Source organism: Candidatus Poriferisodalis sp. (assembly GCF_965262965.1).
In the GTDB taxonomy this organism is placed as follows: domain Bacteria; phylum Actinomycetota; class Acidimicrobiia; order Acidimicrobiales; family Poriferisodalaceae; genus Poriferisodalis.
This window is the reverse complement of record NZ_OZ253573.1, coordinates 1669206-1694677: the sequence shown is the minus strand read 5'-3', so window position 1 is coordinate 1694677 and position 25472 is coordinate 1669206. Positions and strand designations below refer to the sequence as shown.

General features: G+C 66.7%; 24 protein-coding genes and 1 pseudogene. 12 read left to right on the top strand and 13 right to left on the bottom strand.

Annotation, left to right across the window (positions count from 1 at the left end):
- Positions 1 to 69: 69 nt before the first annotated feature.
- Positions 70 to 1899 carry an alpha-amylase family glycosyl hydrolase gene (locus ACQY5K_RS08050; RefSeq protein WP_428121798.1) on the top strand — a complete coding sequence of 610 codons (1830 nt, stop codon included), beginning with the start codon at positions 70 to 72 and terminating at the stop codon, positions 1897 to 1899.
- Here the strand turns inward: ACQY5K_RS08050 and ACQY5K_RS08045 are convergent.
- A complete protein-coding gene (locus tag ACQY5K_RS08045) occupies positions 1896 to 3137 on the bottom strand; it encodes a glycosyl transferase (RefSeq protein ID WP_428121796.1) in 1242 nt (413 codons plus the stop codon). The genes ACQY5K_RS08050 and ACQY5K_RS08045 overlap by 4 nt on opposite strands.
- A gap of 89 nt (positions 3138 to 3226) precedes the next feature.
- On the opposite strand from ACQY5K_RS08045, the gene guaB reads away from it, so the two are divergent.
- On the top strand, positions 3227 to 4738 hold the full coding sequence (guaB, locus tag ACQY5K_RS08040; protein ID WP_428121793.1) for an IMP dehydrogenase: 1512 nt from the start codon (positions 3227 to 3229) through the stop codon (positions 4736 to 4738).
- Between the two features lie 14 nt (positions 4739 to 4752).
- Here the strand turns inward: guaB and ACQY5K_RS08035 are convergent.
- Both ACQY5K_RS08035 and ACQY5K_RS08030 read right to left on the bottom strand, forming a co-directional pair.
- Positions 4753 to 6889, bottom strand: a pseudogene (locus tag ACQY5K_RS08035) (DEAD/DEAH box helicase); the annotation flags it as partial.
- Between the two features lie 43 nt (positions 6890 to 6932).
- Positions 6933 to 7991, bottom strand: coding sequence for an NAD(P)-dependent oxidoreductase (locus ACQY5K_RS08030; RefSeq protein WP_428121791.1), 1059 nt, complete (start codon positions 7989 to 7991; stop codon positions 6933 to 6935).
- Between the two features lie 149 nt (positions 7992 to 8140).
- On the opposite strand from ACQY5K_RS08030, the gene ACQY5K_RS08025 reads away from it, so the two are divergent.
- Positions 8141 to 9436, top strand: coding sequence for a cytochrome P450 (locus ACQY5K_RS08025; RefSeq protein WP_428121789.1), 1296 nt, complete (start codon positions 8141 to 8143; stop codon positions 9434 to 9436).
- Between the two features lie 85 nt (positions 9437 to 9521).
- Positions 9522 to 10364 (top strand): SMP-30/gluconolactonase/LRE family protein, encoded by an 843-nt coding sequence (locus tag ACQY5K_RS08020; protein ID WP_428121787.1) that lies wholly within the window; start codon positions 9522 to 9524, stop codon positions 10362 to 10364.
- Here the strand turns inward: ACQY5K_RS08020 and ACQY5K_RS08015 are convergent.
- The 7 genes from ACQY5K_RS08015 to nthB form a co-directional block, all read right to left on the bottom strand.
- The gene (locus tag ACQY5K_RS08015; protein ID WP_428121784.1) at positions 10361 to 11386 is read right to left on the bottom strand and encodes an acyl-CoA dehydrogenase family protein; all 1026 of its coding nucleotides are present in this window, start codon (positions 11384 to 11386) and stop codon (positions 10361 to 10363) included. The genes ACQY5K_RS08020 and ACQY5K_RS08015 overlap by 4 nt on opposite strands.
- A 57-nt stretch (positions 11387 to 11443) precedes the next feature.
- On the bottom strand, positions 11444 to 11935 hold the full coding sequence (locus ACQY5K_RS08010) for a MaoC family dehydratase (RefSeq protein WP_419922275.1): 492 nt from the start codon (positions 11933 to 11935) through the stop codon (positions 11444 to 11446).
- Positions 11932 to 13065: a hypothetical protein gene (locus ACQY5K_RS08005; protein ID WP_428121781.1), complete on the bottom strand. Its 1134-nt coding sequence runs from the start codon at positions 13063 to 13065 to the stop codon at positions 11932 to 11934. Before ACQY5K_RS08005 ends, ACQY5K_RS08010 begins: the two co-directional genes overlap by 4 nt.
- 7 nt (positions 13066 to 13072) lie before the next feature.
- Positions 13073 to 13612, bottom strand: a complete 540-nt coding sequence (locus ACQY5K_RS08000; protein ID WP_428121779.1) for a UGSC family (seleno)protein — start codon at positions 13610 to 13612, stop codon at positions 13073 to 13075.
- Positions 13613 to 13659: 47 nt separating this feature from the next.
- Positions 13660 to 14031: a nitrile hydratase accessory protein gene (locus ACQY5K_RS07995; RefSeq protein ID WP_419922278.1), complete on the bottom strand. Its 372-nt coding sequence runs from the start codon at positions 14029 to 14031 to the stop codon at positions 13660 to 13662.
- Between the two features lie 9 nt (positions 14032 to 14040).
- Positions 14041 to 14688, bottom strand: coding sequence for a nitrile hydratase subunit alpha (nthA, locus tag ACQY5K_RS07990; RefSeq protein ID WP_419922279.1), 648 nt, complete (start codon positions 14686 to 14688; stop codon positions 14041 to 14043).
- Between the two features lie 62 nt (positions 14689 to 14750).
- Positions 14751 to 15467, bottom strand: a complete 717-nt coding sequence (gene nthB / locus ACQY5K_RS07985) for a nitrile hydratase subunit beta (RefSeq protein WP_428121775.1) — start codon at positions 15465 to 15467, stop codon at positions 14751 to 14753.
- 129 nt (positions 15468 to 15596) lie between these two features.
- Between nthB and ACQY5K_RS07980 the strand changes: the two genes are divergently transcribed.
- On the top strand, positions 15597 to 16247 hold the full coding sequence (locus ACQY5K_RS07980; RefSeq protein ID WP_428121773.1) for a 5' nucleotidase, NT5C type: 651 nt from the start codon (positions 15597 to 15599) through the stop codon (positions 16245 to 16247).
- A gap of 24 nt (positions 16248 to 16271) precedes the next feature.
- The gene (locus tag ACQY5K_RS07975; RefSeq protein WP_428121771.1) at positions 16272 to 17111 is read left to right on the top strand and encodes an NUDIX hydrolase; all 840 of its coding nucleotides are present in this window, start codon (positions 16272 to 16274) and stop codon (positions 17109 to 17111) included.
- 30 nt (positions 17112 to 17141) lie between these two features.
- Here ACQY5K_RS07975 and ACQY5K_RS07970 read toward each other — a convergent pair whose 3' ends face one another.
- The 3 genes from ACQY5K_RS07970 to ACQY5K_RS07960 are packed head-to-tail and all read right to left on the bottom strand — an operon-like array spanning position 17142 to position 20052.
- The gene (locus tag ACQY5K_RS07970; RefSeq protein WP_428121769.1) at positions 17142 to 17669 is read right to left on the bottom strand and encodes a protein-tyrosine phosphatase family protein; all 528 of its coding nucleotides are present in this window, start codon (positions 17667 to 17669) and stop codon (positions 17142 to 17144) included.
- 9 nt (positions 17670 to 17678) lie between these two features.
- Positions 17679 to 18830 (bottom strand): hypothetical protein, encoded by a 1152-nt coding sequence (locus tag ACQY5K_RS07965; protein WP_428121766.1) that lies wholly within the window; start codon positions 18828 to 18830, stop codon positions 17679 to 17681.
- 40 nt (positions 18831 to 18870) lie between these two features.
- Positions 18871 to 20052, bottom strand: a complete 1182-nt coding sequence (locus ACQY5K_RS07960) for a hypothetical protein (RefSeq protein ID WP_428121764.1) — start codon at positions 20050 to 20052, stop codon at positions 18871 to 18873.
- Between the two features lie 167 nt (positions 20053 to 20219).
- On the opposite strand from ACQY5K_RS07960, the gene cysS reads away from it, so the two are divergent.
- The 6 genes from cysS (at position 20220) to mutM (ending at position 25438) form a co-directional block, all read left to right on the top strand.
- Positions 20220 to 21413 carry a cysteine--tRNA ligase gene (gene cysS, locus ACQY5K_RS07955; protein WP_428122608.1) on the top strand — a complete coding sequence of 398 codons (1194 nt, stop codon included), beginning with the start codon at positions 20220 to 20222 and terminating at the stop codon, positions 21411 to 21413.
- 37 nt (positions 21414 to 21450) lie between these two features.
- Positions 21451 to 22221: a ParA family protein gene (locus ACQY5K_RS07950; RefSeq protein ID WP_428121762.1), complete on the top strand. Its 771-nt coding sequence runs from the start codon at positions 21451 to 21453 to the stop codon at positions 22219 to 22221.
- 64 nt (positions 22222 to 22285) lie between these two features.
- Positions 22286 to 22573 carry a hypothetical protein gene (locus ACQY5K_RS07945; RefSeq protein ID WP_428121760.1) on the top strand — a complete coding sequence of 96 codons (288 nt, stop codon included), beginning with the start codon at positions 22286 to 22288 and terminating at the stop codon, positions 22571 to 22573.
- A 108-nt stretch (positions 22574 to 22681) separates the two neighbouring features.
- Positions 22682 to 23548 (top strand): RecB family exonuclease, encoded by an 867-nt coding sequence (locus tag ACQY5K_RS07940; protein ID WP_428121758.1) that lies wholly within the window; start codon positions 22682 to 22684, stop codon positions 23546 to 23548.
- 169 nt (positions 23549 to 23717) lie between these two features.
- The gene (locus ACQY5K_RS07935; RefSeq protein ID WP_428121756.1) at positions 23718 to 24521 is read left to right on the top strand and encodes an enoyl-CoA hydratase/isomerase family protein; all 804 of its coding nucleotides are present in this window, start codon (positions 23718 to 23720) and stop codon (positions 24519 to 24521) included.
- A gap of 26 nt (positions 24522 to 24547) precedes the next feature.
- Positions 24548 to 25438, top strand: coding sequence for a bifunctional DNA-formamidopyrimidine glycosylase/DNA-(apurinic or apyrimidinic site) lyase (gene mutM, locus ACQY5K_RS07930; RefSeq protein ID WP_428121754.1), 891 nt, complete (start codon positions 24548 to 24550; stop codon positions 25436 to 25438).
- The last annotated feature ends 34 nt before the right edge of the window (positions 25439 to 25472 follow it).

Sequence of the window (25472 nt, the reverse complement as noted above, 5' to 3'; positions counted from 1 at the left end):
TAGTGTCGCCCGGTACGGCTCCAAGCTCAACGGGCAGGCGAACGGGCCAGTGATGGGGGTCCTCAGGACGTGACGGTGGGGGATCTTCGCAGCCGTGTCCGGCGCCACCTTGAATTCGTCTACCCCCAGCTGCCCACACTCAAGCTGGTCGACGACGTGCTCGCCGCGATCGGCGGGGAGCCGGCTGGTGAGGTGTCCGACGCCGGGCCGCGTTGGGATCAGCGCGACATTGCGGTGATCACGTACGCCGACTCGATCACCGAGGCGGGCAGAGTGCCGATGCACACCCTCCTCGAGATGCTCGACGACCTGACGGGCGATGTCGTGACCGTCGTGCACGTGCTGCCGTTCTACCCGGCGAGCTCCGATGGCGGCTTCGCTGTCACCGACCACCGAGCGGTCGACCCACGGCTCGGCAGCTGGGACGACATCACAGCGCTCAGCGACACCTACACGTTGATGGCTGACCTCGTCGTGAACCATGTCAGCGCCGATCACCCTTGGATGGATCAGTTCTGCCAAGGGGAAATGCCCGGCAGCCGGCACTTGCTCACCGCAGAACCCGAAGACGACACCTCGAGCGTGGTGCGACCACGGACAGCGCCGCTGTTGCGCGAGGTCGAAACCCCCGACGGCCCCCGGCTGCTGTGGTGCACCTTCAGCCATGACCAGATCGACCTGGACTTTGCCGAGCCCGAGGTTCTGCTGGACCTGTTGCGCACTGTCGCATGCCTCGTCGACGCTGGCGTGCGTTGGTTCCGCCTCGACGCCATCGCCTATCTCTGGAAGGAGCCGGGCACCTCGTGCGTGAACCTGCCTCAGACCCACGAGATCGTCAAGCTGCTGCGAACACTGCTGGATGCGCGCTGTCCTGGCTCGGTCATCGTCACCGAGACCAATGTGCCTCACGACCAGAACGTGGCCTACTGGGGCGCAGGCGATGAAGCCCATCTCGTCTACAACTTCAGCCTCCCCCCGCTGGTCGCCCACACAATGCTGTCGGGGTCGGCCGTCGCTTTGCAGCAGTGGCTCGCTCAGCTGGAGCCGCCGCCGGCGGGAGCGTCGTACTTCAACTTCATCGCCAGTCACGATGGGATCGGGCTGCGTCCGGTAGAGGGACTGTTGAGCGGTGCCCAGATCTTCCGGCTTATCGCGGCGGCACACAGCGCAGGCGGCACTCACTCGGAGTTCGAGACCCCCGCCGGCCCCAAGGCGTACGAACTGAACGTCTCGCTGTGGGATCTGTTCGCCGGTGACCGGGACGTGCTTGGAGTAGCGCAGTTCCTTGCCGCGCACACGGTCATGCTGAGCCTCGCCGGCATTCCTGCGCTGTACGTGCATGCGTTGCTGGGCACCCCCAGCTACTGGGCGCCGATCGGCGCACCGCCCCGCATCGTCACCGATCACGGTCTGCCGCCTGTCGAGCAGAACAAGCGCACCATCAACCGGCGCAAGCTGACGCTCGACGAGGCAGTCGACCTGCTTGGCTCACAGGACGGCGTTCGTCGCAGGGTGCTGGTGGAACTGGTGCGCCGGATGCTGGTGCGGCGCGGCCAGCCGGCGTTCCATCCCGACAGCGCGCAGGTGTCGCTGGACTTGGGCTCCCGGGCGTTCGGCGTGATCCGGGGCGGGCCGCAATGGGACCAAACGGTGGTGTCGATCACCAACGTTTCGCACAGTCAGCTCACCATCGACTTCGAAGTGCTGTCCGGGCTGTGCCCGCCTGGGAGTGCTGGGGCGCAGTTCGTCCACGAAGGCTGCGTGGATCTTCTTGAGGACCGGGTGTACGGCCCAGGTTCGAGAGCATCCCTGACTGCGGGCCAGACGATCTGGCTGTGCTTGGAAGCCGAGCGCAGGGGGCCTGCGCTTTCTGGCCGGGAGGCAGCCCCGCAGCGCTAGGCGTTGTCAGCCTCGACAGCGTCGTAGAGCTGCTCTAGCACCCCGTCCACAGCACTCTGCACCCGCGACCAGTTCGGGATGAACGGTGTTTCCATCGGATCGTTCAGGAACTCGTCGCCCGCTTCCATGATCGCCGCCGCGAACAATTCCACGGCGGTCTCCTCGGCATGCAAGTCGAAATCGAAGCCATTGAACGCGGCGTCGTTTCGATAGTGGCTGACGAGGTCCAAAGCGTTGCGGTAGTAGACGGCCTTCACCGTGCGGAAGGTCTCAGTGCCCAGCACCGTGCCGTCGATCGCCAGCTTGCGATAGATGGCCTTCGCGATGTCGCGGCTCATCTTGTGCAGCCCGGCGTTCGCATCGGCCACCGACAGCTCCTGATGCTTGTGGTCGTACCGATCGGCGATGTCGACCTGGCAGATCCGGCGCCCCTGGTAGATGCGGTACACCTCTGACAACACGCCGATCTCGAGACCCCAGTCGCTCGGTATGCGGATGCTGCGCGTCATGTCGAGCTTCATCGCGAACTCACCGGCGAGCGGGTAGCGGAACCCGTCGAGATATCGCAGGTAGTCGTGCTCGCCGATAGTGGCGCGCAGCGCTCTCAACAACGGCGTGACCAGCAGGCGCACCACCCGCCCGTTCATCCGCCCGTTCACGCCGCGGCCGTCTGCGGACACATCGCCGCTGGCCCGGAAGTAGTAGCCCTTGGAAAATGAGTAGCCGAAGGTGGGGTTCAGGAGCGGGTACAGCAGCCGGGCCAGCATTCCCCGGTCATAGGTGAGGATGTCAGCGTCGTGGAGCGCAACGTTCTCGCAGCGGCCTGACGCCAGGAAGTAGCCGAGGCAGTACCAGACGTTGCGTCCCTTGCCCTGCTCGCTGGGGGCGAGCACCCGATCGGCGAGCTGTTCGTCGATGCCGCGCAGCCGAGGGCCGTCGTTCCACAGCAGCCGGGTTCGCTGCGGCAAGCGAGAGAAGAACTGTTTCGCCTCCGCGAATTCGGCGGGGTTGGCGCGGTCGATGCCGATGATGATCTCGTCGAGATAGGTGATCTTGGCGATTTCGTCGACGATGTGGCCGAGCGCAGGTCCGCCGATCTCGCTGTACAGCGCCGGAATGATGAGGGCGATGGGACTTCGGCGCGAGCGCTCGAACAGATCTGCTTCGAAGCTCTCGACGGGGCGATCACTCAGTCGGTGGAGCGTTGCAATCGACTCGTGCTGCTGGAAATCGGCCACATCGCACTCCGTCGGTCGACCCCGTGCAACCTACCGTGCCCGCCGTTGCCGGTCGCCGGATCGCGGAGGGCAGCGCGGTATCGTGCGCCATGGTCTCGACACCGCAGCAACCGCCGGTCGGTTTCCCGTCTCTGGAGGCCAAATTCGTCGCCGACGGCCTCACGTTCGACGACGTGCTGCTGGTGCCCGCAGCATCCGACGTGCTGCCCGACACGGTGGACACAGCGACCCGTTTCAGCCGCAGGATCACGCTCGCGGTGCCGCTCGTCAGCGCCGCCATGGACACCGTGACCGAGGCCCGGCTGGCGATAGCGATGGCCCGCCACGGGGGCATCGGAGTCATCCACCGGAACCTGGCGATTGCCGACCAGGCAGCGGAAGTGGACCGGGTGAAGCGCTCGGAGTCCGGGATGATCGTCGAGCCCATCACCCTCGGACCGGACGATCTGGTGTCGGATGCAGAAGCGCTGATGGCTCGTTTCAAGATCAGCGGCGTGCCCATCACCGACCCGACGCGGAAGCTGGTGGGAATCCTTACCAACCGAGACCTTCGCTTCGAGACCGACTGGTCGCGGCCAATTCACGAAGTGATGACCTCGGAACGCCTCGTCACGGCGAAGGCGCCGACGACGCTTGAAGAAGCGCAGGTCGTGTTGGCACGCCACCGCATCGAGAAGCTCCCGATCGTCGACGACAACTTCCGTCTTGTCGGGCTGATCACGGTGAAGGACATCCAGAAGCGGATCCAGTTCCCGAACGCGTCCAAGGACAAGCTCGGGCGGCTGCTCGTCGCCGCCGCCGTCGGCACGGGACCTGAAACGCTGGATCGGGTCGCGGCGCTGGTCGAACGAGACGTCGACGCCATCGTGGTCGACACTGCCCACGGTCACAGCCGTGATGTCATCGAGATGGTCGCGAAGATCAAGGCCAACCATGGCACCGAAGTCGTGGCCGGCAATGTGGCAACTGGCGATGCGGCCCGGGCACTCATCGATGCCGGCGCGGACGCGGTCAAGGTCGGCATCGGACCAGGCTCGATCTGCACGACGCGGGTCGTTGCCGGGGTCGGCGTGCCACAGATCTCTGCAGTGTTCGACTGTGCAGCAGCGGCGTCGGAATCCGGTGTGCCGGTCATCGCCGACGGCGGCATGCAATTCTCGGGCGACTTGGCCAAAGCGATCGCAGCGGGTGCCGATTGCGCGATGGTCGGGAGCCTGCTCGCTGGCACCGACGAGTCGCCCGGCGAGGTGGTGCTGTACCAGGGCGAGCGCTTCAAGGAGTATCGAGGCATGGGCTCGGTCGGCGCCATGAAGGGCCGCAGCTTCTCGAAGGACCGCTATTTCCAGGACGGCCGAGACGCCGACGAACTGGTTCCCGAGGGCATCGAGGGACGTGTGGCCTACAAGGGCCCGTTGTCAGGTGTGCTGCACCAGCTGGTCGGCGGTCTGCGCCAGGCCATGGGCTACTGCGGCGCCTCGACGATCGACCACATGCGCACGCGCACGCGTTTCGTGCGTGTCACCGCGGCTGCGCTGCGAGAGAGCCACCCCCACGACATCGTCATCACCAAAGAAGCGCCCAACTACAGCGCTCCGAACTAGCCGGCAGCCAGTGCCTGGAGGCGTTCCCATTCGTCGATGATGCTGCTGTCTGTCTTGCGGACGGTTTCGCCGAGCCAGCGGGTCAGCTCCACGATGTCGTCGGTGCGGTGATGTTCGGGGATGTTTCGCGAGAGTGCTTTGTAGGCGTCGCTGAGGTAGCGAAGGAGCACGCCTTCGGAGCCTTTGATGCCGTAGTGGTTGACGTACTCGCGGAAGGTCATGGCGCGTTCGGACATGTCGCGGGCGACGGATTTGGGGCGGACGTTCTCGCTTCCGAGCCAGGGGTGGTTGGTCGACCAGGCGTTGAAGCTGTCGTAGAGCCAGTCGCGCAGCGGCTTGGGCCATTCGACCTCGTCGAGGCGCTCGATGCGCTCGTCGTATTCGATGCCTTCGGCCTTCATCTCCGCCATCAGGTCGGTGCGGGCCATGTCTCGCTGGCGCTCCAGTACAACCGTGGGGTTTTCGAGCGTTGACTCCAGCACGCTGAGCACGTCGAGTGCGTAGGTCGGTTCGTTGCGGTCCAGAAACTCGATCGCGACGAGTGCGAACGGCGACAGCGGCTGGGTCAAGTCGAACTCCAGTTGCAGATCGACGTTGACGCGCACCAGCCGGTCCTCATCATCGGGCTCGTCGAGCTGTTCGACGACACTTGCAGCCACCAGCGCCCGGTAGATCGCGATGGCCCGCCGGATGTGGTTGCGATTGGATTTGCGCGTCTCGTGGTTGTCGGTCAACAGCCGCTTCATTGCGGCACGGCCGTCGCCGGGCCGGTCCAGCACGTGCATGAGCATCGAGTGCGAGACGTCAAAGCGGGACCGCAGCGCTTCAGGCTGGCCCGATGCCAGCCGCTCGAAGGTGTCGGCGTTCCACGCCACATACCCGCGCTTAGGCGGAGAGGGCCGCCGCACCTTGCGGAGCTTGGCCGCGTCGTCGCCGAACTTCTCGCGGGCCTTCTCAAGAGCGATGGCGTATTCCACTTCGTGCTCTGGGGCCTGGCACCAAACGAAACCGTCGTGGTCAAAGCCTCGTCTGCCGGCCCGCCCGGCGATCTGCTGGAAGTCGCGCACCGTCAGGGTGCGGGTGTCGCGCCCGTCGTACTTGCAGAGCTGAGTGAACACGACCGTTCGGATCGGGACGTTCACGCCGACGCCCAACGTGTCGGTACCGCAGATCAGCTTGAGCAGTCCCGTTCCGGCGAGCCGTTCGACGAGCATCCGGTACTTGGGCAGCATCCCCGCGTGGTGCACGCCGATGCCGGCCTTGACGAATCGTTGAACGTCGCGCCCGAACGGCGAATCGAACCGGAAGTCGACAATCTCGGCGGCGACCGCAGACTTCTCGTCCTTGGTGAGCACCTTCATGCTGGTGAGCGCCTGGGCACGCTCGGTGGCGGCTTTCTGGGTGAAATGGACGATGTAGGCGGGGACACGCCGCAGTTCCAGCAGCTCTTCGAGCGATTGGTGCAGGGTTGTCTCGCGGTAGGTGAAGGTGAGCGGGACCGGACGCTCTGCGCCTGTCACGGTGGCGACCTCCCGGCCCGAGCGACGTCGCAGATCCTCGGCGAAACGTGCCGTCGGCCCCAGCGTCGCGCTCATGAGCACCATCTGGGTGTGGTTCAGCTCCAGCAGCGGCACCTGCCAAGCCCAGCCCCGGTCACGGTCGGAATAGAAATGGAATTCGTCCATGACAACGCTGTCGACTCGAGCGTCAGCGCCGTGGCTGAGTGCGAGGTTGGCGAGGATCTCCTGGGTGCAGCACACCACCGGCGCATCGGGGTTCACCGCGCCGTCGCCGGTGATCATGCCGACGTTTTGTGCTCCCAGTTCGCCGCAGAGCACGAAGAACTTCTCCGAAACCAGCGCTTTGACTGGCGCCGTGTAGTAACTGCGAGCGCCGCGAGCGACCGCTTCGAAGTGCGCCGCAAGTCCGACGAGCGACTTGCCAGAACCGGTCGGCGTGGTGATGATGACGTGGTTGCCGCCGAAGATTTCGAGGATCGCATCTTCTTGAGCCGGATAGAGCTCCAAACCGATGTCGGCGGTGTAGTCCAGAAAGCCGCCGAGCAGTGAATCGGCGTCGGGCTCGCGGGGCAGGAACGCCGCCAACTGTCCGGCCGCTGATGCCGTGTCTGCCATCGGTACCTGAGGCTATGGCGGCGCTTGGGACGGCGTTGGCGTGCCGCCCAATCACATGGTCACGCGTTGCGGCCCGGCCAGGCTTGCGGGTTCAGCATGTTCGGCGGTTTGCTGCCGTCCAGCGCGGTCATCACCTCTGCGACGGCGTGCATGAAGATGCGCCGCCGACCCGCCACAGTCGCCGAGGCCACGTGCGGGGTGACGACCACGTCGGGGCGTCCCAGCAACGGGTGGTCTGGCGGCAGCGGCTCGGGCTCGGTCACGTCGAGCGCGGCGCCACGCACCTTGTCGGCGCTCAGTGCGGCCAGCAGTGCATCTTGGTCGACCAGGCCACCACGGGACGTATTGACGACATAGACGCCGTCGATCATCGCCGCAAGCAAGTCGGCGTCGACCAGATGGCGTGTCGCGTCGCTGAGCGGCGCATGCACAGAAACCACGTGTGCCACAGACACGGCGTCAGCAGGCGTGCTCGCTCGTTGCACACCCAGTTCGGCGATGCGCTCGTCGCTCACATACGGGTCGTACGCGACCACGTTCATGCCGACGGCGGACATCACGCTGGCCACGTATCCGCCGATGCGGCCGAGTCCCAGCAGCGCGAGGGTCGAGCCGCGCAGTTCGAGGTGGCCGTGGCGCGCCCAGTAGCCGCCTTCGGCCGCTTCGAGCCGATCGACCGATTCCCGCACACCCTTGGTGATTGCGAAGATCAGCGCCACCGCCTGCTCGGCGGTGGACACGGTCGGTCCATCGGGCGTGTTGCAAGCAGCGATGCCGAACTCGGTGGCGTCGTCGAGGTCGAGATTGTCGAAGCCGATCCCGGCGCGAGCAATGACCCGCATGTTGGGAGCCCGTTCGTAGACGTTGCGGTCGTAGCGGATCGCAGCACCCACGATCGCGCCTTGCGCAGTCTCGATGCCTTCCAGCGGGTCGTTGCCGCGCACGTCTGCGATGCGTGCGCGGCCTTCGAGCAGCTCTCGCTGCAGGCGTCCGGCTGGGCGGTCGAACCACACGACCGGAAGTTCACCGCCGCCCGAGGCGTTGGCCGATCCTGCGTTGGCCGATCCTGCATGTGCCGATCCTGCATCTGCCGAACCTTCATGTGATGGTGTGCTCATGTGCACAGTCTGTGGGACATGGCGCGACGAACGCACCTTCAGTTGAGCCGGAGCCGGAGCCAGGCACGCAACACCGGTTGGTCAGTACATTGCGCAGCAGGCACGGTGGCCCAGCGACGGTGCGGGTCGTTGAGACGAAGCGAGCGTTCATGCAGGTCGACGATGTGGTTATTCACGACACGGATCGCTACGCGGCGCAGGGCTACCCGTGGGCCGAGTGGGATCTGCTGCGCGAAGAAGCCCCGGTGTACTGGTACGTGCGGGACAACATCGTCCCGTTCTGGGCCATTACCCGCCACGAGGACGTGAAGTGGGTCTCGGGGCAGAACAAGACCTTCATCAACGGCGGCGGGCGACTCCGCCTTGCCGACGCCGACCGGGATCTGCGCTTTTGGTCCAAATACCGGCGCCGGGCAATCGAGTTGGGCTGGGAGCCTGACGAGCCGCCCGACTTCATCTTCAAGGACCGGCCCGACCATTGGGACATGCGGCGGCTGGTGGTGCCGGAGTTCACACCCAAGGCCATGCGTTCACGGTCCGAATCGCTACAGCACCACGCGCAGCGATTCGCGGAGGAGTTCGTGAACCGGATTGCCACCGAAGGCAGCGCCGACATTGTCGAGGACTTGGCCGTGAAGCTGCCGCTGGCCGCAATCTGCGAAATGGTGGGCGTGTCCGCTGACGACTGGTCCCAAGTGCACGCGTGGACGTCGGTGCTGTTCGACGATCCCGATCTGGATCGCTATTGCCTGCCGGGAGAAGCGCACGTCGACATGCGGGCGCGCATGATCCGCGAGTTCGACGATTGGATCAGCGAACTCATCGACAAACGGCGACGTGACGGCGCCACTGGTCGTGACCTCGTCAGCATCCTGCTGCGCTCTGAAACCGCGTCAGGACCGTTGACGCCGCAACAGCTGGTGGGCTACCTGCGGCTGATGATCGCAGCGGGAAACGAGACGACTCGCAACGCCGCCAGCGGTGGCACGATCGCCCTGCTTGAGCACCGAGACGAGCTCGACGTGCTGAACGAGCGGATCTCCGCCGACGATGTCGATGCGCTCGAGACCGCGGTGGAGGAGATCCTGCGCTGGACGTCGCCCGTGATCCAATTCGCTCGTACTTGCAGCAAAGACACCGAGCTGCGTGGCCAGACCATCAAGGCCGGAGAGCACGTCGGCGTGTGGTACCCGTCGGCGAACCGCGACGAGCGCCGCTTTCCCGAGCCCTACCGCTTCGACGTGCGCCGCACGCCGAATGACCACCTGGCATTCGGTCACGGGGCGCACTTCTGCCTGGGTGTTCACCTAGCCCGCTGGGAGTTGCGAGCGTTCTTCAAGGTGGTGGCGCCGATGCTCGACGGGCTGCGGCTCGACGGTGCCCAGAGCCGCATCGGCCATCTCCACGTCGGCCCCATCAAGCACCAGATGGCAGTCGCTCGCTGACCCTTCTTCGTGGCTTCGCCGAGCGACTCCGCGTCGACGGGGCGGCTTCGGATCGAGTCCTTGAGCGGCACTAGCGTCGGCGGCCATGACGACGACTGAGGTAGTGGTAACCGGGCTCAGGTTCGGTGAAGGTCCACGCTGGCACGACGGCAAGCTGTGGTACAGCGACTTCTACCGCCACGGCATCTTCACCGTCACGCCCGACGGCCACGAGGAGCTTGTGCATACCGTGCCGACCCAGCCGTCGGGGCTCGGATGGCTGCCTGACGGCGACCTGGTCTTCGTTTCGATGCTGGACCGCCAGCTCCGGCGCCTCGACGCCCACGGCAACGAAACGCTGCACGCTGACTTGTCGCTGATCGCCGGCGGGCCTTGCAACGACATGGTTGTGTCGGCCGACGGCACTGCATATGTCGGGAACTTCGGCTTCGACGACAGTGCGGGGGAGACGTTCGCGCAGGCCACCTTGGCCATCGTTTCCCCTGACGGGACGCCACGGCCCGGTCCCGACGGCTTCGATTTCCCGAACGGGACGGTGATCGATCCCAGCGGGAGTCACATGGTCGTTGCCGAGAGCTACGGCCGCCGCATGACAGCGTTCGATATCGAGGCCGATGGTTCGCTCAGCGGGCGGCGCACATTCGCTGAACTCGGCGAACGTGTGCCCGACGGCATCTGCTTGGACGCCGAGGGAGGCATCTGGGTTGCCGATCCCGTCAACGCCAGCTGTTTTCGGGTGGTCGACGGCGGCGAGGTCACCGACGTCATCGAGCTGGAGCTGAACTGCTTCGCGTGCATGCTCGGCGACGACGATCGGCGCACCCTCTACATGGTCACTGCGCCGACGTCCCGCCCGCCATCCGACGCTCCCGCGGGCGGTCGCATAGAGACGGTCCGGGTCGAGATTCCCGGCGCCGGCCTGCCCTAGCGGTTCGAATCTGCGGCGCCGAGACGGCGCAGGTGGCCGGAACGGATCTCGGCGGTCTGGCCTTGGACGACCAAGAACAAGGCCTCGCGAGCGAGCCGCTGTCCGTGATGGCCAAGCGTGATGGCTCGGCCGCCGACCGATGACACAAGCGCGCTGGTGGCGCGGATGCCGACGTAGCCAACCTGAGCGCGGCATTCGGGCATGTCGTCCACCTCGGCGGCGTGCAGAGCACGGCGCGCTGCGTCCAGCTCCGCGTCGAGCGGTGACGGGCCAAGCAGTGCGAGCGCCCGAGAGGTGACACCCAGCATGAGGGCTCCGTTGGTTCGCAGTCCCAGGCGGTAGCCAGCAAGCCATTCGCCGTATCCGATGACCTCGACGACATGGTCGTCGCCGACCATGTGACCGTCGAAATGCAGCTCGACGGTCACCGACGAGTCCACCGCGGCCAAACGCAGCCGGCGCGACGCCAACGTGGTCGCCTCGGTCGCCGGGATCAGCATCCAGACCAGACGGTCCGCGGTGTGCGCAGCGGTCAGCACGGCGTCGATGTGGCCCCACCCGGTGACGAACGGTGCGACGCCGCGCAGCGACCAGCCGTCGCCGCAACGTTCGGCGAACAGGCACGGTTCAGGCCGAAGCACGTGCGCGAATGCCACTCCGCTGCGGGACTCGCCGGTTGCCAGCGCACGGGCCCACCGATCGTGCAGCAGCGAACCCGGAGGTGTCCGTGCCGCGGCCGCCGAGCCGCCGCCGTGCTGTGCCCACACGAACGCTGTCGTGAGGCAGCCGCCAGCCAGGGCCTCGATAATGGCGAGCCGTTCAAGCTCGTCGAATCCGCAGCCGCCCACCTCGCGTGGCGCCCACAAGCCGTAGAAGCCGGCGTCGCGCAGCCGGTCTAAGTTGTCGTGCGGTACCACCCCGGCCGCGTCCGCATCGAGGGCGCGCTCGAATAGCACCTCGTCCGCAAGCCTCCGCGCGACCTGCAACAGTGCCCCGGCGTCAGATGCGGTTCGATCGCCCACGAGCGTCAAGTGTGCATCGGCGCGGACCCGCCGGGATGGGTACCGGTGCGCGGGACGTCAGGAGCCCGCTGAATCCGCCGGCTCGCGCCACATGAGGGCGTTGCGGCGCATGATGGCGACCAGCGTGTCGCTCTGGTTGTAGGCGCGGTGTTCAAACAGCACGATGCCTTGGTCGGGCTTGCTCTTCGACGCCCGAGCCGAGATCACCTCGCTCTCGACGCGCAACGTGTCGCCGTGGAACACGGGTGCGGGGAAGTCCATGCGCTCGAAGCCCAGATTGGCCACGGTGGTGCCGTGTGTTGTCTCATGCACTGAGATGCCGACGACGACGGCCGCGGTGAACATTGAGTTCACGAGCGGTTGGCCGAACTGCGTCTCGGTGCGTGCGTACTCGAAGTCGAGATGCAGCGCGGCGGGGTTCATCGTCATGGTGGTGAACATGACGTTGTCGGCTTCGGTGATGCTGCGTCGCAGTCGGTGGTGGATCACCAGCCCCGGTGTCAGCTCCTCGAACCACAGGCCTCCGTGCGGCCGTGGAACAGCGCTCATCTGAGTCCTCCGACGCCGAGTGCTTCGCCTGTGTCTGATGCGCCGTCGCCCAGTGCGCCCGCGATGGGGGGCACCTCGCAGGCCTGGTCGAGATCGATCTCGGCGTGGACCACCGGGTTCTGGTGCGGCCCCGCACACCAGGACGGCATCACCATCGTGTAGAGGCCCTTGCCGCCCGCTTGGAACACGACGATCCGACTCGGGTCCTTCAGGATCGGCACCATCTCGTCGGGCGGCGAGTCGTTCCCAAGATGGAATACAGACCCCATGGCGACGAGCATGGCCGTCGAGTTGGCGGCCCGAGCAGCGAGTTCGGCCTGGACGTCCTCACGGCTCAGTCCTGCCCGGGCCAGCACGGCCGTGTGGTCCGGATTCATGATCACCACGAGCGAGCCGTGGCGAAGGTGTGCATTGTTGCTTCCTGGATTCGCCATCACGGCGGCGATCACGTTCAGCAGGCGGTTGGCCGACTCGGGATCGTCGGCGTCGCCGGTGAAGAACGTCGAGTGGGGCGCCTCGGCGCCTGTCACGATCACGGCGCTCTGGTCGGGCTCGTAGCCATACGAGGTGTGCAGCGGCGCGAACGGGCTGTTCTCTGTGTCTTCCGCGATGCAGTAGGTGAACTTGCCCGGATGCCCGTGCAGCGCCATGTCGGACACGCCGGGACGGGCACCGCCGATGTTCATCATCGTCAGCCGGAGCGCCCGGCCGATCGAGGCATTGGCACGGTGACCCGGTCCGAGCGCCCCGAAGCCTGAGGCGACGCCCCCGCATTGGTGCCGAGCAGGCCCGCACACCACGATGAGCGGCGCGGTGCAGTGGGTGGTGCTCTGCATCTCGGTCAGGTCGAACTCGGGTTTGCACACGGCTCGCACGGCGGCCACGACAACGGGAATGTGGTCGGGCAGGCAGCCGGCCATCACTGCGGCGGCAGCCACCTTCTCGACGCTGGCCACGCCGTGCGCGGGACCCATGACGCCCAGTTCAAGGTCGGGATCGAGGCCGGTGGCGAGCACCATCGCGGCTACTCGTTCAGGAGTCGGGATGATCACTGGCAGGCCGTCGGTAAGCCCGAGCGCGTGCAGCTGTTCGAGAGCGTCGGCCTCGCTGCGGGCCTCTAAGAGCGTCACGGCCTGATCAGTTGGTGACGGCGCCGCTCAGGATCGCCACGATCTGCGGTGCGATGTCAGCGGCCACCTTGGCCATGTTGTCCTCGCCGCTGCCCGCAATCGGGTGCGGCAGGCGAATGCGGGGAACGGCCGGCATGCCGGTGGCGGCTGCCACGAAGTCGCCTTGCGGCCAGAACGCATCGGTGACGAGTGCGATGGCGGGAATGCCCTGCCGGGCGACGGAGATGCTGTCACGCACGGTGCCAGAGGTGCAGCTGCCTCAATGGCCGTACGCGGCGATTACCGCAGAACACTCGGAGCGGATGTCGGCGAGCATCGGTTCGCCGACAACCGACGATGCGTCGCCCTTGTCATAGCGGCTGAACGACGCTGAAGGGAGCCGCTCGGCGAGCGTCTTCTCAACATGGTCGAGGAAGCGGACGCTGTCGGGGAAGCCATTGGCGACCAGGCCGATGGTGATCGGCTTGTCCAGCTGTGTGCTCAAGCTGTACGGCTCGGGCGCAGTCTTGGCCTCGCCTCGCGGATCATGGAAGGTGAGGGTGCTCATGGGTCCAGTCTGACACCCGCACGAAGGGCGCGCGTGTGCTTCGGCATTCAGTGGTCGTGACCCGCGGGTCGCAGTGCGAGCTCGCAGGCGCGCTGTGTCAGCGATTCGGGGCTGGCGAGGCCTGCGGACACCACAGCGTTCTCGAGCGCCGTGAGCCAGCAGCTGTAGTAGTCCCACGGATCGGGGGCCGCTGTGGCCGCGTCTTGTCCGCCGCGTTGATCGACTTGCGGATGGGCGGATTCCCAGCTGGCAATGGCCTCGATGAGGTGCGAGCGAAACCCGTCCCAGGTGAAGTGGCCCTCGGCGACGAGGTCAGCCGCCAGACCGAATGCGCGTGCCTGCCACGGAGCCCCGAACACCAGCTCGCCATTGGACCGCGGCGGCCCCGCGGGTGTGCCCTCGAGCACGTCGATGCTCATGTCAGGGCCTCAGTCCGCTTGCGGCGATGTGGCGAGCGCGACGCCGATCATCGAGTCGCGGCCCACCAGCGTCGCCAACTGTGCGGCGGACCATCCTTGGGTGCCTGCGGGGCGTTCGGGCAGCACCAAGAAGCGTGTCTCCGAACTCGAATCCCACACTCGCACCTCGGTGTCGGTGTCGAGTTCGAGGCCCATCTCGGCCAGCACCGCACGCGGCTCGCGCACCGCCCGTGCGCGGTACTCCGGGCTCTTGTACCAATTCGGCGGCAAGCCCAGCAGCGCCCACGGGTAGCACGAGCACAATGTGCAGACCACGACGTTGTGCACACCGGGCTCATTCGCCTTGACCTCGATGTGCTCGATCTCGGCGCCTCGCACGTCGAGTTCGGCAACGACGGCGTCTGCATCGGTGAGCAGACGCTGGCGCAGCACCGGATCGGTCCAGGCGTGGGCCACCAGTTGCGCTCCGATCATCGGGCCGATGTCGTGTTCGTAGCGCCCGATGGTGGCGTCGATGCGCGCCCGGTCAGCCAGCCCCTTTTGGACCAGCAACTCTTCCAGCGCCTCCACCCGAACCTGCGGCGACGACGCGTCATGATGGTCGTGATCGTGTCCTTCGTGTTCGTAGTTGTGATTGTGGCTGTCGTCGTGGTCCATGGGGGTCTCCCAGATCGGTCAGCTGCAGCGGCGCGAGGCGGCAGGACGAACCCAACGCAGCGTCACGACGCGGGCCGCAAGTAGCACTCGTACAAGTCGATGTGGACGGTGGCGTTGGGCTCGGCGTCGGGCCACAGCGACTGCGCCTCGTAGCCGACGCAATACACGTGCTGGGCACGCTCACCGAGGTCGTGCGCCGTGCTGTCAGGCAGCACCTCAGCGGGATGCACCTTCACCACGGTGCCCGGCGTGTCAGCGACATAGGCCGGAAGGCGAGTGTGTCCGGACTGGGGGCTCGGCGGTGCGACGACGAGGTCGCCGACGGCGAAGCGGGGCGGCTCGGAGAGATCTCGGCGCACGGTCCGTCGCTGTGGTGGGGGCGTCGGTCGATCCGACGGCAGCAATGCGGGATTCTTCGCGACGAACGGTACCGCACGGCCCGCGGGCGACACTGAAGCGATTGGGGCGGCCGAGCCGCCGACTCGGCGAGCAACCACTTCACTCATTTCCTCGGGACTGACGACGCCGTACTCGGCGAGCAGCAACTCGAAGCCCGCTAGCCAGCGGCCGTAGTAGCCGTGACCGAAGTAGTCGTCGGGAGCGAGCCGTTCCAGTGCGTAGCGAAACTCGCCCGGACGCTTGGCGGAGGCCCCCGCCACTGCTCCCAGCAGTCCGAAGACGCGGCGTTCCCAATCGGCGTGGAACGGCGGCTCGTCGGGCTCATGCGGCACCGGCCCGTAGCCGGCAGCTCCTCCGAGGTCGTGAACTCCGCGCTCCATCGTCGTTCAGCATCGCATGTCCGGTGTCCGTGGCGATGACTTGGTGTCAGCCCTCGACGCTGCCGCCGAACACGATCGGGCAGTCCAATCCTGCTGCGATACGCGAGGTGGTGTTGTTAGCTTGCGGGCGTGCCCGCGTTCGTACTGGCAGTCGACCTCGACGGCGTGTGCGCGCAGCACACCGAGGCATTCCGGCGCATCGTCGCCCAGGAGCGCCGGGTGAGCGAGGACGAACTGCCGCTGCTGCGCAGCTGGAGCTTCGCTGAGTGGGGTTTCGGCGAGGGCGACTTCGAGGCCTTGCACCGCGTCGCCGTGCAGGACTACCGGATGTTCCGCGACATCGAACCGATCGAGGGTTGCTCGGAGGCGCTGTGGCGACTCTCGGACGCGGGCGCGTGGATTCGGATCGTCACGCACCGCCTCTATACGAGCTGGGGCCACCGCATCACGGTGAGCGACACCGTGGAATGGCTTGATCGCCAACGCATCCCGTATCGCGACATCTGCTTTCTGGCCGACAAATCGGTCGTGAACGCAGACGCCCACATCGAGGACGCTCCGCACAACATCGAGGCCATTCGGGCTGCCGGCGGCCATGTCATCACCTTTGACCAGCCGTACAACACGCACCTCGACGGCCCTCGTGCTCACGATTGGAACGAAGTCGAGGAGATGATCGTGGAGCTCATGGCGGCACACGTCGGCGCGGTGGCACGCCCGCTGCCGGGAATGGATGCCGGCTCCGACCGACTCGACCTGCGCACGCGCGACACCTCATGACGGGCAATTCATGACGGGTATGGCATGAGCAACTCCGACACCCCGCGCGGCACCCCAGGCGACACGATCACGGCGCCCATCGACGCGGCCACCGTCGTGGTCCTGCGGGATGCGAAGCCGGCGGCGCCGCCCGGGCACGGTTTCGATCTGGCCGAGAGCGACACCGGTGCACATCTCGAAGCGCTGATGCTGCGTCGCAACTCACGCGGCTTCTTCGGTGGGATGTGGGTCTTCCCCGGAGGCCGGGTCGATCCGCCCGATCGGGAGTACCCGGGCGACACGGTGGCGCCGTGCGATCCCCGCACGGCGGCGGGCGCCGCAGGACTGAACGACGGCGACGAGCGCGGCTTCCGCACTGCGGCGGTCCGCGAGGCGCAGGAGGAAGCTGGCATCGACTTGTCCCGCGCCGAGCTGGTGCATTTCGCCCACTGGCTGCCGCCGCCGATCCGGCCCAAACGATTCTCGACCCAGTTCTTCATGTGCGCAGCGCCCGCCGACCTCGACTCGGTGACCGTCGACGGCAGCGAGATCCTCGACTACGCCTGGGTGTCGCCTGCGGCCGCGCTCTCCCGCCGGGCAGCAGGTGAAATCGAATTCGTCACACCCACGTTCGTGACGCTGACGTGGCTGTCGGGATTCAGCCGCACTGCAGACGTTCTCGCCGCAGTAGGCGAGCACGAGTGCTTCCATACCGAGCTCATCATGTCGCCCGACTCCGACCCTGGCCACATCGCGGTCTATGTCGGCGACGCCGCCTTCCCCGACGGCGATCTCGACGCGCCCGGTCCACGCCGGCGCTGTGTGATGGTCCGCTCCGGCTGGCGCTGGGTAGAACACGACGGCAACGGGGCCGCTGTCGGCTGAATCGAGCTGGTCGAAGTCAGTTGGCCGAACTCAGCTGGTGGCTTGCAGATGGCGAGCTCGTTCGGCGAGGCGGGCGATCTGCCGTTCTTGTGGGGGGCCGTCGGGGCCGCCGCCCGGTCGTGCCGCTCGGAAGTCGATCGGAGCCTGTTGTGGATCGGCGCCGAACGCGAGCATCGTGAGGATGCCGATGACGGCGGTTCGCGCCATTCCTGCCCCGCAGTGGACGAGCACCCCGTCGCCTGCGTCGAGTGCGGCGACGACCGCCGTGACGAGTTCGAGGACGGGCTCATCTGCGATGACGCCGCCGTCGGGCGTCGGCAGCCAAGCTGCCCGAGCGTCGCCGCTCCCAATCTCGGACTCGTGGGACCGCAGCCATTCGGCGTAGTCCGGATACCGCAGCTCGACTTCGCGGGATGTGAGCATGCAGACCATGAGCGAGGCGCCGACTCGATCAAGCGCTGCTTGTGGGTCGGGGCCGACGGCGGAGAAGTTGGTGACGAACAACCGCCCAGCGCGTTCGGGTGCCAGCAGGGGCACCTCGTCGATGCGGTGAAGCATTGCCAGCGGCTAGTCGGCTGTCGTGCGGCGGCCGAAGCGCCGACGCTTGGTTTCTTCGGGCGGTTCAGGAAGCGGTGGCCAGGCTTCGGAGAGTTCTTGCTGACCGGTGCGCCGCACGGCTTCGAGTTCATCGCGGCTGTACGGCTCGGGACGCGGGTCGAGTGCGCGGTAGCGTGCCTCGGCGCTGTCGAAGTTCTCACCGGTCAGCAGATCACCGATCAGCGTGCAGGGTGACCATTCCTCGCGTGGGCCGAGATAGATGTAGCCATCGGCGATGTCGCGGAGCCGCAGCCCGGTGCCACTGCCGTCGATCGTGCCTCGCACGGATGCCGCAGCGACGCTGCCAAGCGGCGACGCCGCCAGATCCAAGCCGAAGCGAACGCCGGCACGGCCGCGAACCTCCGGTGACTGGGCCACCAGGTCTTCGACGCGCTGGGTGGCGGCGGTGTCAGCAATGACGCCGTGGAATAAGACGCGCCGGCAGCCGTCGCGCATCCAGCGCCACAGCAGATTGCCGGCGCTGGCGGTGGGCACGCCGTCAGCCCACTCGATGAGCTTCGTTGTCGTGGCTGTGACGTTCATGTACACGAGTGCTCGCTCGCCTTGGCGGAGCACCTCGTTGGTCAGCACGCTCGCGGCGTGGAAGGCCGACATGTCGCGATAGTGCCCGCCCAGCCACCAGTTGCGCAGGCCCAGCTCTGCGGCGGAGCGACCGTCCAGCAACTGAGGATCCTCGACGTAGCTCGGCAGTCCGAGGGCGACGACGCGGATGGGACGTTGGTCTGAGCTGCGTTTGCGCTCGGCGGCGTTGTGCTCCCACGCGGCCCGCAGCACCTCGGCGTATTCCTGATAGCCGAAACCGGCTCCGAGCAGATCCACGAAGAGGTCGCAGCACGCCCGCTCATCCCATTCAGATGCGGCGAGCAGTTCGTCGAGTGCCGATTGGCTGCGTGAGTTGGTGAATTCCCAAGCCAGGATGGTCACGCCTGCATCCGCCAGCTCGGCGAACGCGCCGGCCAGAAAGCTCAGATGCTGCTGCACGCCGATCTGGTCCCCGAGGAACACGATCTGATGGCCGCCGCAGATGTCGGCCAGGTAGCTCTCCGGCGATGGGAGCGCGGTCGACGACGACTCGTCAACGGGAGTCTCTGCGTCCGGCACCGATGAGAGTGTGCCCGATCGGCGACGTCAGTCGTGCTGGCTAGAGCACTTGGGTCCACGCAAGCTCGGCCGCTGCGGCCGATGCCGACACCGCCGCAGCGAAGTCGAGCGCAGTCGAGCGCTCGCATCGCAGCGCTGGGTCCAGTGCGTACCTGCGGGCATTTTCGACATGCACAGCGGGAACGGGCTCGGGCAGCGGCGTCGGGGCCCGGCGTTCGTAGTCGCGCTCGAGGTAGATCCAGCCCGTGGCCAGCGCGCCGAGCGGCTGGCGATCGAGGCTGCTGGCACAGTTCAGCCTCGCTGCGGGGCCGCGGTCCACGTCGAAGGCAAGCGGCACGGCTAGGTTTGAGTTCGTCGCGAACGCGGCGTCCACGACGCCGTCGGCAACCAAGGCGTAGTCGCAGAGTTCGCCGTCCGCGGGCAGCGGCTCGTGAATCAGCACCGTGACCGCTCGATCCGCAATCACTTCGTAGAGCCGGTTTGCCGCCCCGACCACGTGACCACCGGACATCTCGGCGTCGAACGCGTCCCAGACGCGGTGCGGCAGCCGCCGCAATCGAGTCATCGCGTGCGCAGTACGCGTCAGTACCAGCGCGCGATGACCTGGCTCGATCACCTCCCGCAGCAGCACCTCGGACATGTGCGCCGACACCGGTCCGCGACTGCGCAAGTGTGGCCACGCAAATGAGCTGCGCAGGTCGGCAGTATCGGTGACGGCATCGAGATCGAGGTCGTAGTCGAGGCCGAGGACGCGCATCGGCGGCGTCTTCTCACCAGCAAATCGTCGGTTCACTTCCCAGACGGCGCCCAGGACGTCGAGGTACTCGCGGTAAGCGAAGTGGTGGCGGATTCCCCAGCGCAGCAGCGACTCGCGTGCGAGCTGCTCGTCGAAGGTCGGCCCGGTGACGACAGCGTCGAGGCGCGCTTGGTCGTCCACACATGCGTACTCCATCGCCACGATGTTGACGCCACAGCGGAACGCGGCGGCCACGAGATCCTGCAGGAACAGCCCCACGCGCCGTGTCGGCGTGTGGTGCCCGACGAACACGACTTGGTGCCGATCGAAGAGATCGCACACGTAGCTGAGCGGGTCCGCTCCGTGTGCGGTCAGCCATTCCGCCAACTCGCGCACCAGCGTTGGTTGGATCGGAGGCAGCTCGCGACGGTGTCGGTACATAGCGATTCGCTCCAGTAATGCGCGGTCGCCGAGCTGCCTGTCCACCTGCTCGAACAGTACCGGGTTCAGACTCGCTGGAACCAGAACCGGCCCCGATTCGGACGCTCGCGGCACCGACGCGTATGGTGGTCGCCGTTCCGAGCACGCCCGCCCTGCACTGTTGGGGCGCAGCGACCGCTACGACGTCAAGGGAGCGCGAGACCGCCGTGGGAATGCGCCTGTTCGACACCGCTCGGCGATCGGTCGTCGATGTGAAGCTCGACGATCACGTCGGTATGTACGTCTGCGGTATCACGCCATATGACGCCACGCACCTCGGACACGCTGCGACGTATCTCGCGTACGACCTCGTGATCCGCCGCCTCGAGGACATCGGTCACACCGTCACGCTCGTGCGCAACTACACCGACGTGGACGACAGCATCCTGCCGAAAGCGGCTGAGCTGGGAGAGCACTATCTGGCATTGGCCGAGCGCGAGATCGCCCGGTTCACCGCAGACATGTCAGCGTTGGGAGCACGGCCGGCGGCGCACGAGCCCCGTGCGACGCAGTCCATCGAGGCCATGGTGACCATGATCGGCACGCTCTTCGAATCAGGACATGCGTACACGTCCGGTGATCGCATCTATTTCGACGTCTCGACCTTTCCGGAGTTCGGGAAGCTGTCGGGCTACAGCGCCGACCGCATGGCTGAATTGGCAGCCGAACGGGGCGGAACGCCCGGCGATCCCCGACAGCGCAACCCGCTCGACTTCGTGCTGTGGCAGGCAAGCACCGACGGCGAGCCGGCGTGGCCGTCGCCATTCGGGCCAGGCAGGCCGGGTTGGCACATCGAGTGCTCGGCAATGGGACACACTGCTCTGGGCGAGACGATCGACATTCACGGTGGCGGCGGCGATCTGGTGTTCCCGCACCACGAGTGCGAGATCGCGCAGAGCGAAGCCGCTCATGGAGCTCCGCTCGCGCGCTATTGGGTCCACGCCGGCCTGGTGGGCTACCAGGGCCACAAGATGTCCAAATCGCTGGGCAATCTCGTGTTCATCTCTGACCTGCGCACACGCATCGATCCCCGCGCCATTCGCCTAGCGTTGATGGCGCACCACTACCGGTCCGAGTGGGAATGGTTCGACGACGAAGCCATGGCTGCTCAACGCGACCTGCAGGAGCTGGCAGGCGCCGCAAGCCGTACCCCGGCGGTCGACGGCGAGGCCGGCCTCGTTGCCGACGTGCGTGGCGCGCTGGACAACGACCTCGATGCGCCGGCGGCGCGGGATGCGCTGCTCGGCGCCGCGGCCGCAATCCGACGCGGCGGCGCGGGCCCGGCACTGAGTGACGAGCTGTGTGCTGCGGCGCTGCTGTGCGGCATTGACCTGCGCGCCACAACGATGGGGGAGGGACCGCCGTGAACCGCCGGACGGCCGCGGCCCAGGTCCCGCAGCGACGATGACGACGCTGGCAGTGGTGAACCAAAAAGGCGGCGTCGGCAAGACGACTGTCGCCGTCGGTCTGGCCGAAGCCGCTAGCTCGGTGGGTCGCAGCGTTCTGGTCGTGGACCTTGATCCGCAGTCCAACGCGTCGGCAGGACTCGGCGTTTGGAACGTGTCTCCCAATATCGACGACGTGCTCGCGGATGCCGTGCCGGGATCCGCACTTGCGGCGGTGATGGACTCGCAATGGCCGCCCGACGGACCCCACCCGCAGCTCGTCGCGGGCAGTTACGCGCTTGCGAGTCGCGAGCCTCAGATGGCCGCGGACTTGGTCGGGGCGCAGGACCGGCTGCGCATCGCGCTCGCCGGAGTCACGCATGACCTCGTGCTCATCGACTGCCCGCCGTCATTGGGGCTGCTGTGCATCAATGGCCTCTTCGCGGCAGATCGGGCGCTCATCGTGACCGAACCCGCAGCGTGGGCTGCCGACGGCGTCGACTTGATGCGGTCCACGATCGCCCGCATCGCGCAGCGGCAGGGCACACCCACAGTCGCGGGCATCGTGCCGAACAGGGTGGGCCGGACGCGCGACAACGCGTACTGGCTCGCTCAGCTGACCGAACGGTTCGGGACGGATTTGCTCCCGGCGGTGCCCCAGCGAGCGGCGGTTGCTGAGGCATCCGGGAAGTCGCTGCCATTGAGAGCGCTCCGCAGGCGCCCCGGAGCACCGCAGGCAGTGGCGGCCTTCGACGAACTCTGGGCCACCTTGGAGAGACGGCTGATCTGAGCCGTCAGCAGTACGATCAGCAGCGCATCTGCTGTGGCCTCGACTCGGTGCGCAAGGCTTGCTCATGGTCAGCTACAACCCGAACCGACCACGGCCGAACATGGACGCGGGGGCCTCGCTTCCCGGAGATCCGCCGCAACTCGGCGGTTCGGCGCTCGCGCACGAAGCCGTTGCGCGCGACCCGGAGCCGGAATCGGATCCCGCGACACCGCCTGCGTCACATCTTCTGCCGAGGCAGGCCAAGCCCGTCGACCCGCAGCTGCTGTACGCGCTCGGCGGCGCAATGGCGTTCGGCGGGGTCCTCGTCGCTGCGATGGCGTGGTGGCTGTGGCGACGCTGGCGTCGCCGCTGAGACAGGCATTCGAAAAGTGCGACAACGAGCCATGCTCGGACCGAATCAGCCCAGTGCGGGGCGCAGAGACAACGGTGATGCGGCAATATCCGCGTCCACTGTCTCGGGATGGGCCACGCTGTGACTGTGGATGCTGTGACCGTGGATGTCGTATCTCCTGTTACGAGGACGCCTCAGAGTCTGAGCCCATCCGGCGCGTCGACATTTCGGCAATGCCCGCGACGTTGGAAGCTTCGTTACATCGACAAGCTGCCGGACCCGCCCGGCGAACCGGCAATGCGCGGCACGTTCGTGCATCGGGTGCTCGAGGAACTGCTTGCAGCGGCTCCCGGACAGCGCACACTCGATCGAGCCCGCTCGATCTGCGGTGACCTCTGGCCGCAGACAGCGTTGGATCCTGATTTCGAAGCGCTCGAGCTGAGTTCCGACGACGAGCGCTCGTTCCGTTGGAATGCATGGCGTGATGTCGAGGGTTATTTCCAGCTCGTCGATCCAAACGACGTCGACGTCGTTGACCGTGAGCGCGACATGCGCACCGAACTTGGCGGCGTGCCGTTTCGCGGTGTGGTCGATCTGGTCGATCGCACAGCCGACGGTCTGCGGGTGAACGACTACAAGACGGGGCGGGCCCCGGGCGCGCGATTCGTGGACAGCCGGTTGACACAGGTGTGGCTGTATGCCGCTGCCATCGAATCGGTGGGCGACGAAGTCTCCGAGGTGCGCCTGCTGTACCTCGGCGAGACGGCCCGAGGTCGCGACGACCGCCAACCCATCGAGATTTCCCGCCACTTCGATCGGGCCGAGACCAACAGCGCAGTCGCCGAGCACCGCGATACCTGGGAGCGCATCGGTGACGCGGCCCAGACAGGCCGTTTCGAGCCGAAACCGGGTCCGCTGTGCAGCTGGTGTCCCTACCGCGCCGAGTGCCCTGAGGGCCAGGTCGAACACCAACGTCGGCACGGCATCGCTGCGTGAGCGGTGCCGTCGTGGCGCCTATCGCTGCGTGAGCGGTGCCGTCGTGGCGCCTATCGCTGCGTGAGCGATTCCGTTTGGCGTCTGTCACTGCGTCGCTGGCACTGCAGGGTGACGGCGCTTCGCGCCATGCTGTAGGCCTGATACGACCCGAATCAGCGAGGCAGACGCAATGGACTACGAGCAGATCACTGTCGAAGACCACGACGACGTGCGTGTGATGACGCTGAACCGACCGGAGAAGCTGAACGCTTGGACGCCGCGCATGCACGCGGAGATGACCCACGCGGTGCGAGCGGGCAATGACGATCCCGCCATTGGGGCGTTCGTCGTCACGGGCGCGGGTCGCGGATTCTGCGCGGGCGCCGATATTTCCGAAGTCTTCGCTGCACGCATCAGCGCCGCGGACGACCGCGGAAGCGATGTCGGGACCGCGGCCGCTGCCGATGACGCGGCAGCCGACGACTGGGTGGAGCTGGTGCGCGCATCCAAGCCCATGGTGGCGGCCATCAATGGCGCCTCGATCGGCATCGGCCTCACCATGGTCCTGTCGATGGATTTCCTGGTTGCTCACAGCGAGGCCAAGCTGTCGTGCCGGTTCGTGAAGATGGGGGTGACGCCCGAGCTGGCTTCGTCGCACATTCTCATCCAGCGATGTGGCTGGGGCGCTGCTTCAGACCTGGCACTGTCAGGCCGCATTGTGACCGGCGTCGAAGCTGCCGAGATGGGACTCGTCGACGAAGTCACCGATGGTGACGTGCTGGAAGCAGCGATGGCGCGTGCGCGCAGCTACGCGGAGAACCCGCCCACCATGTTGCGCTTGACCAAGCAGCTGCTGACTCACAATGGCTCCGACACGGATCTCGCTTCGGTGCAGCGCCGCGAGCTGGACGCGCTGAACGTGGCCCGTGCATCCGACGATCATCGCGAGGCCGTGGCCGCCTTCCTTGAGAAGCGTCCGCCCAAGTTCCGCTAGCCCCAGACAACCGCACGAACCCGCCGATGCCAGAGCTGCCCGAAGTTGAGGTGGTCCGGCGCCAGCTGCATCCGCGCCTCGTCGGCCGCACCATCGTCGCAGCGGGCAGCCACCCGTCTGCGAAGTTCGCGTCGGCGTGTGAGGTGACCGGCAGTGCTGTCGACGAGTTGAGGCGGCGGGGCAAGTACCTCATCGCCGAGATGAGCTGCGAGCGCGAACTCATCGTGCATCTCGGCATGACGGGCCGGCTCTGCTTTGATCTGTGCATCGATGGACTGTCGGGCCGCCACGACGACCCTGCGGGACCGGTCGGGCCGACTGACGGTGATGCGGCAGACGCCATGGCGCCTCGCCGAGCCAGCGCCTCCGACCCGTACGTGCGCGCCTGGTGGCGCCTCGATGACGGCGAGGTGTTGTGCCTGCACGACGTCCGCCGATTCGGCCGCATCGCGGTCTGCGACCGAGGCGACTACCGCGAGCTCCCGACACTGGCAGCCATCGGTCCCGAGCCGCTGGACCCTGACTTCGACGTCGCCGCGTTCTGGCGGTCGAGCAGGCGGTCGAGCCAACGCATCAAGACGCAGTTGCTCAACCAGCGACTCGTGGCCGGCGTCGGCAACATCTACGCCGACGAGGCGCTGTTCCTGGCGGGCATCAACCCAGCGGCGCGCTCGATTTCGAGGCCACGAGCCGAGCGCTTGGCCGAAGCATTGTGCAACGTGCTCACGGCCAGCATCGAGCGTGGCGGCAGCACCTTGCGCGACTACTACAGCCTCACCGGCGCCGGAGACAATCAGAAGTACTTCGTTTGCTACGGGCGCGCCGGGGAGCCGTGCGCACGTTGCGGCGCTGAGCTTCGGCGGCGCGTGCTGGATCAGCGCTCCAGCACGTGGTGCCCCACCTGCCAGCGCCGCTGACGCGCCATGGGTGGATGCGTGTCAGGTGCATACT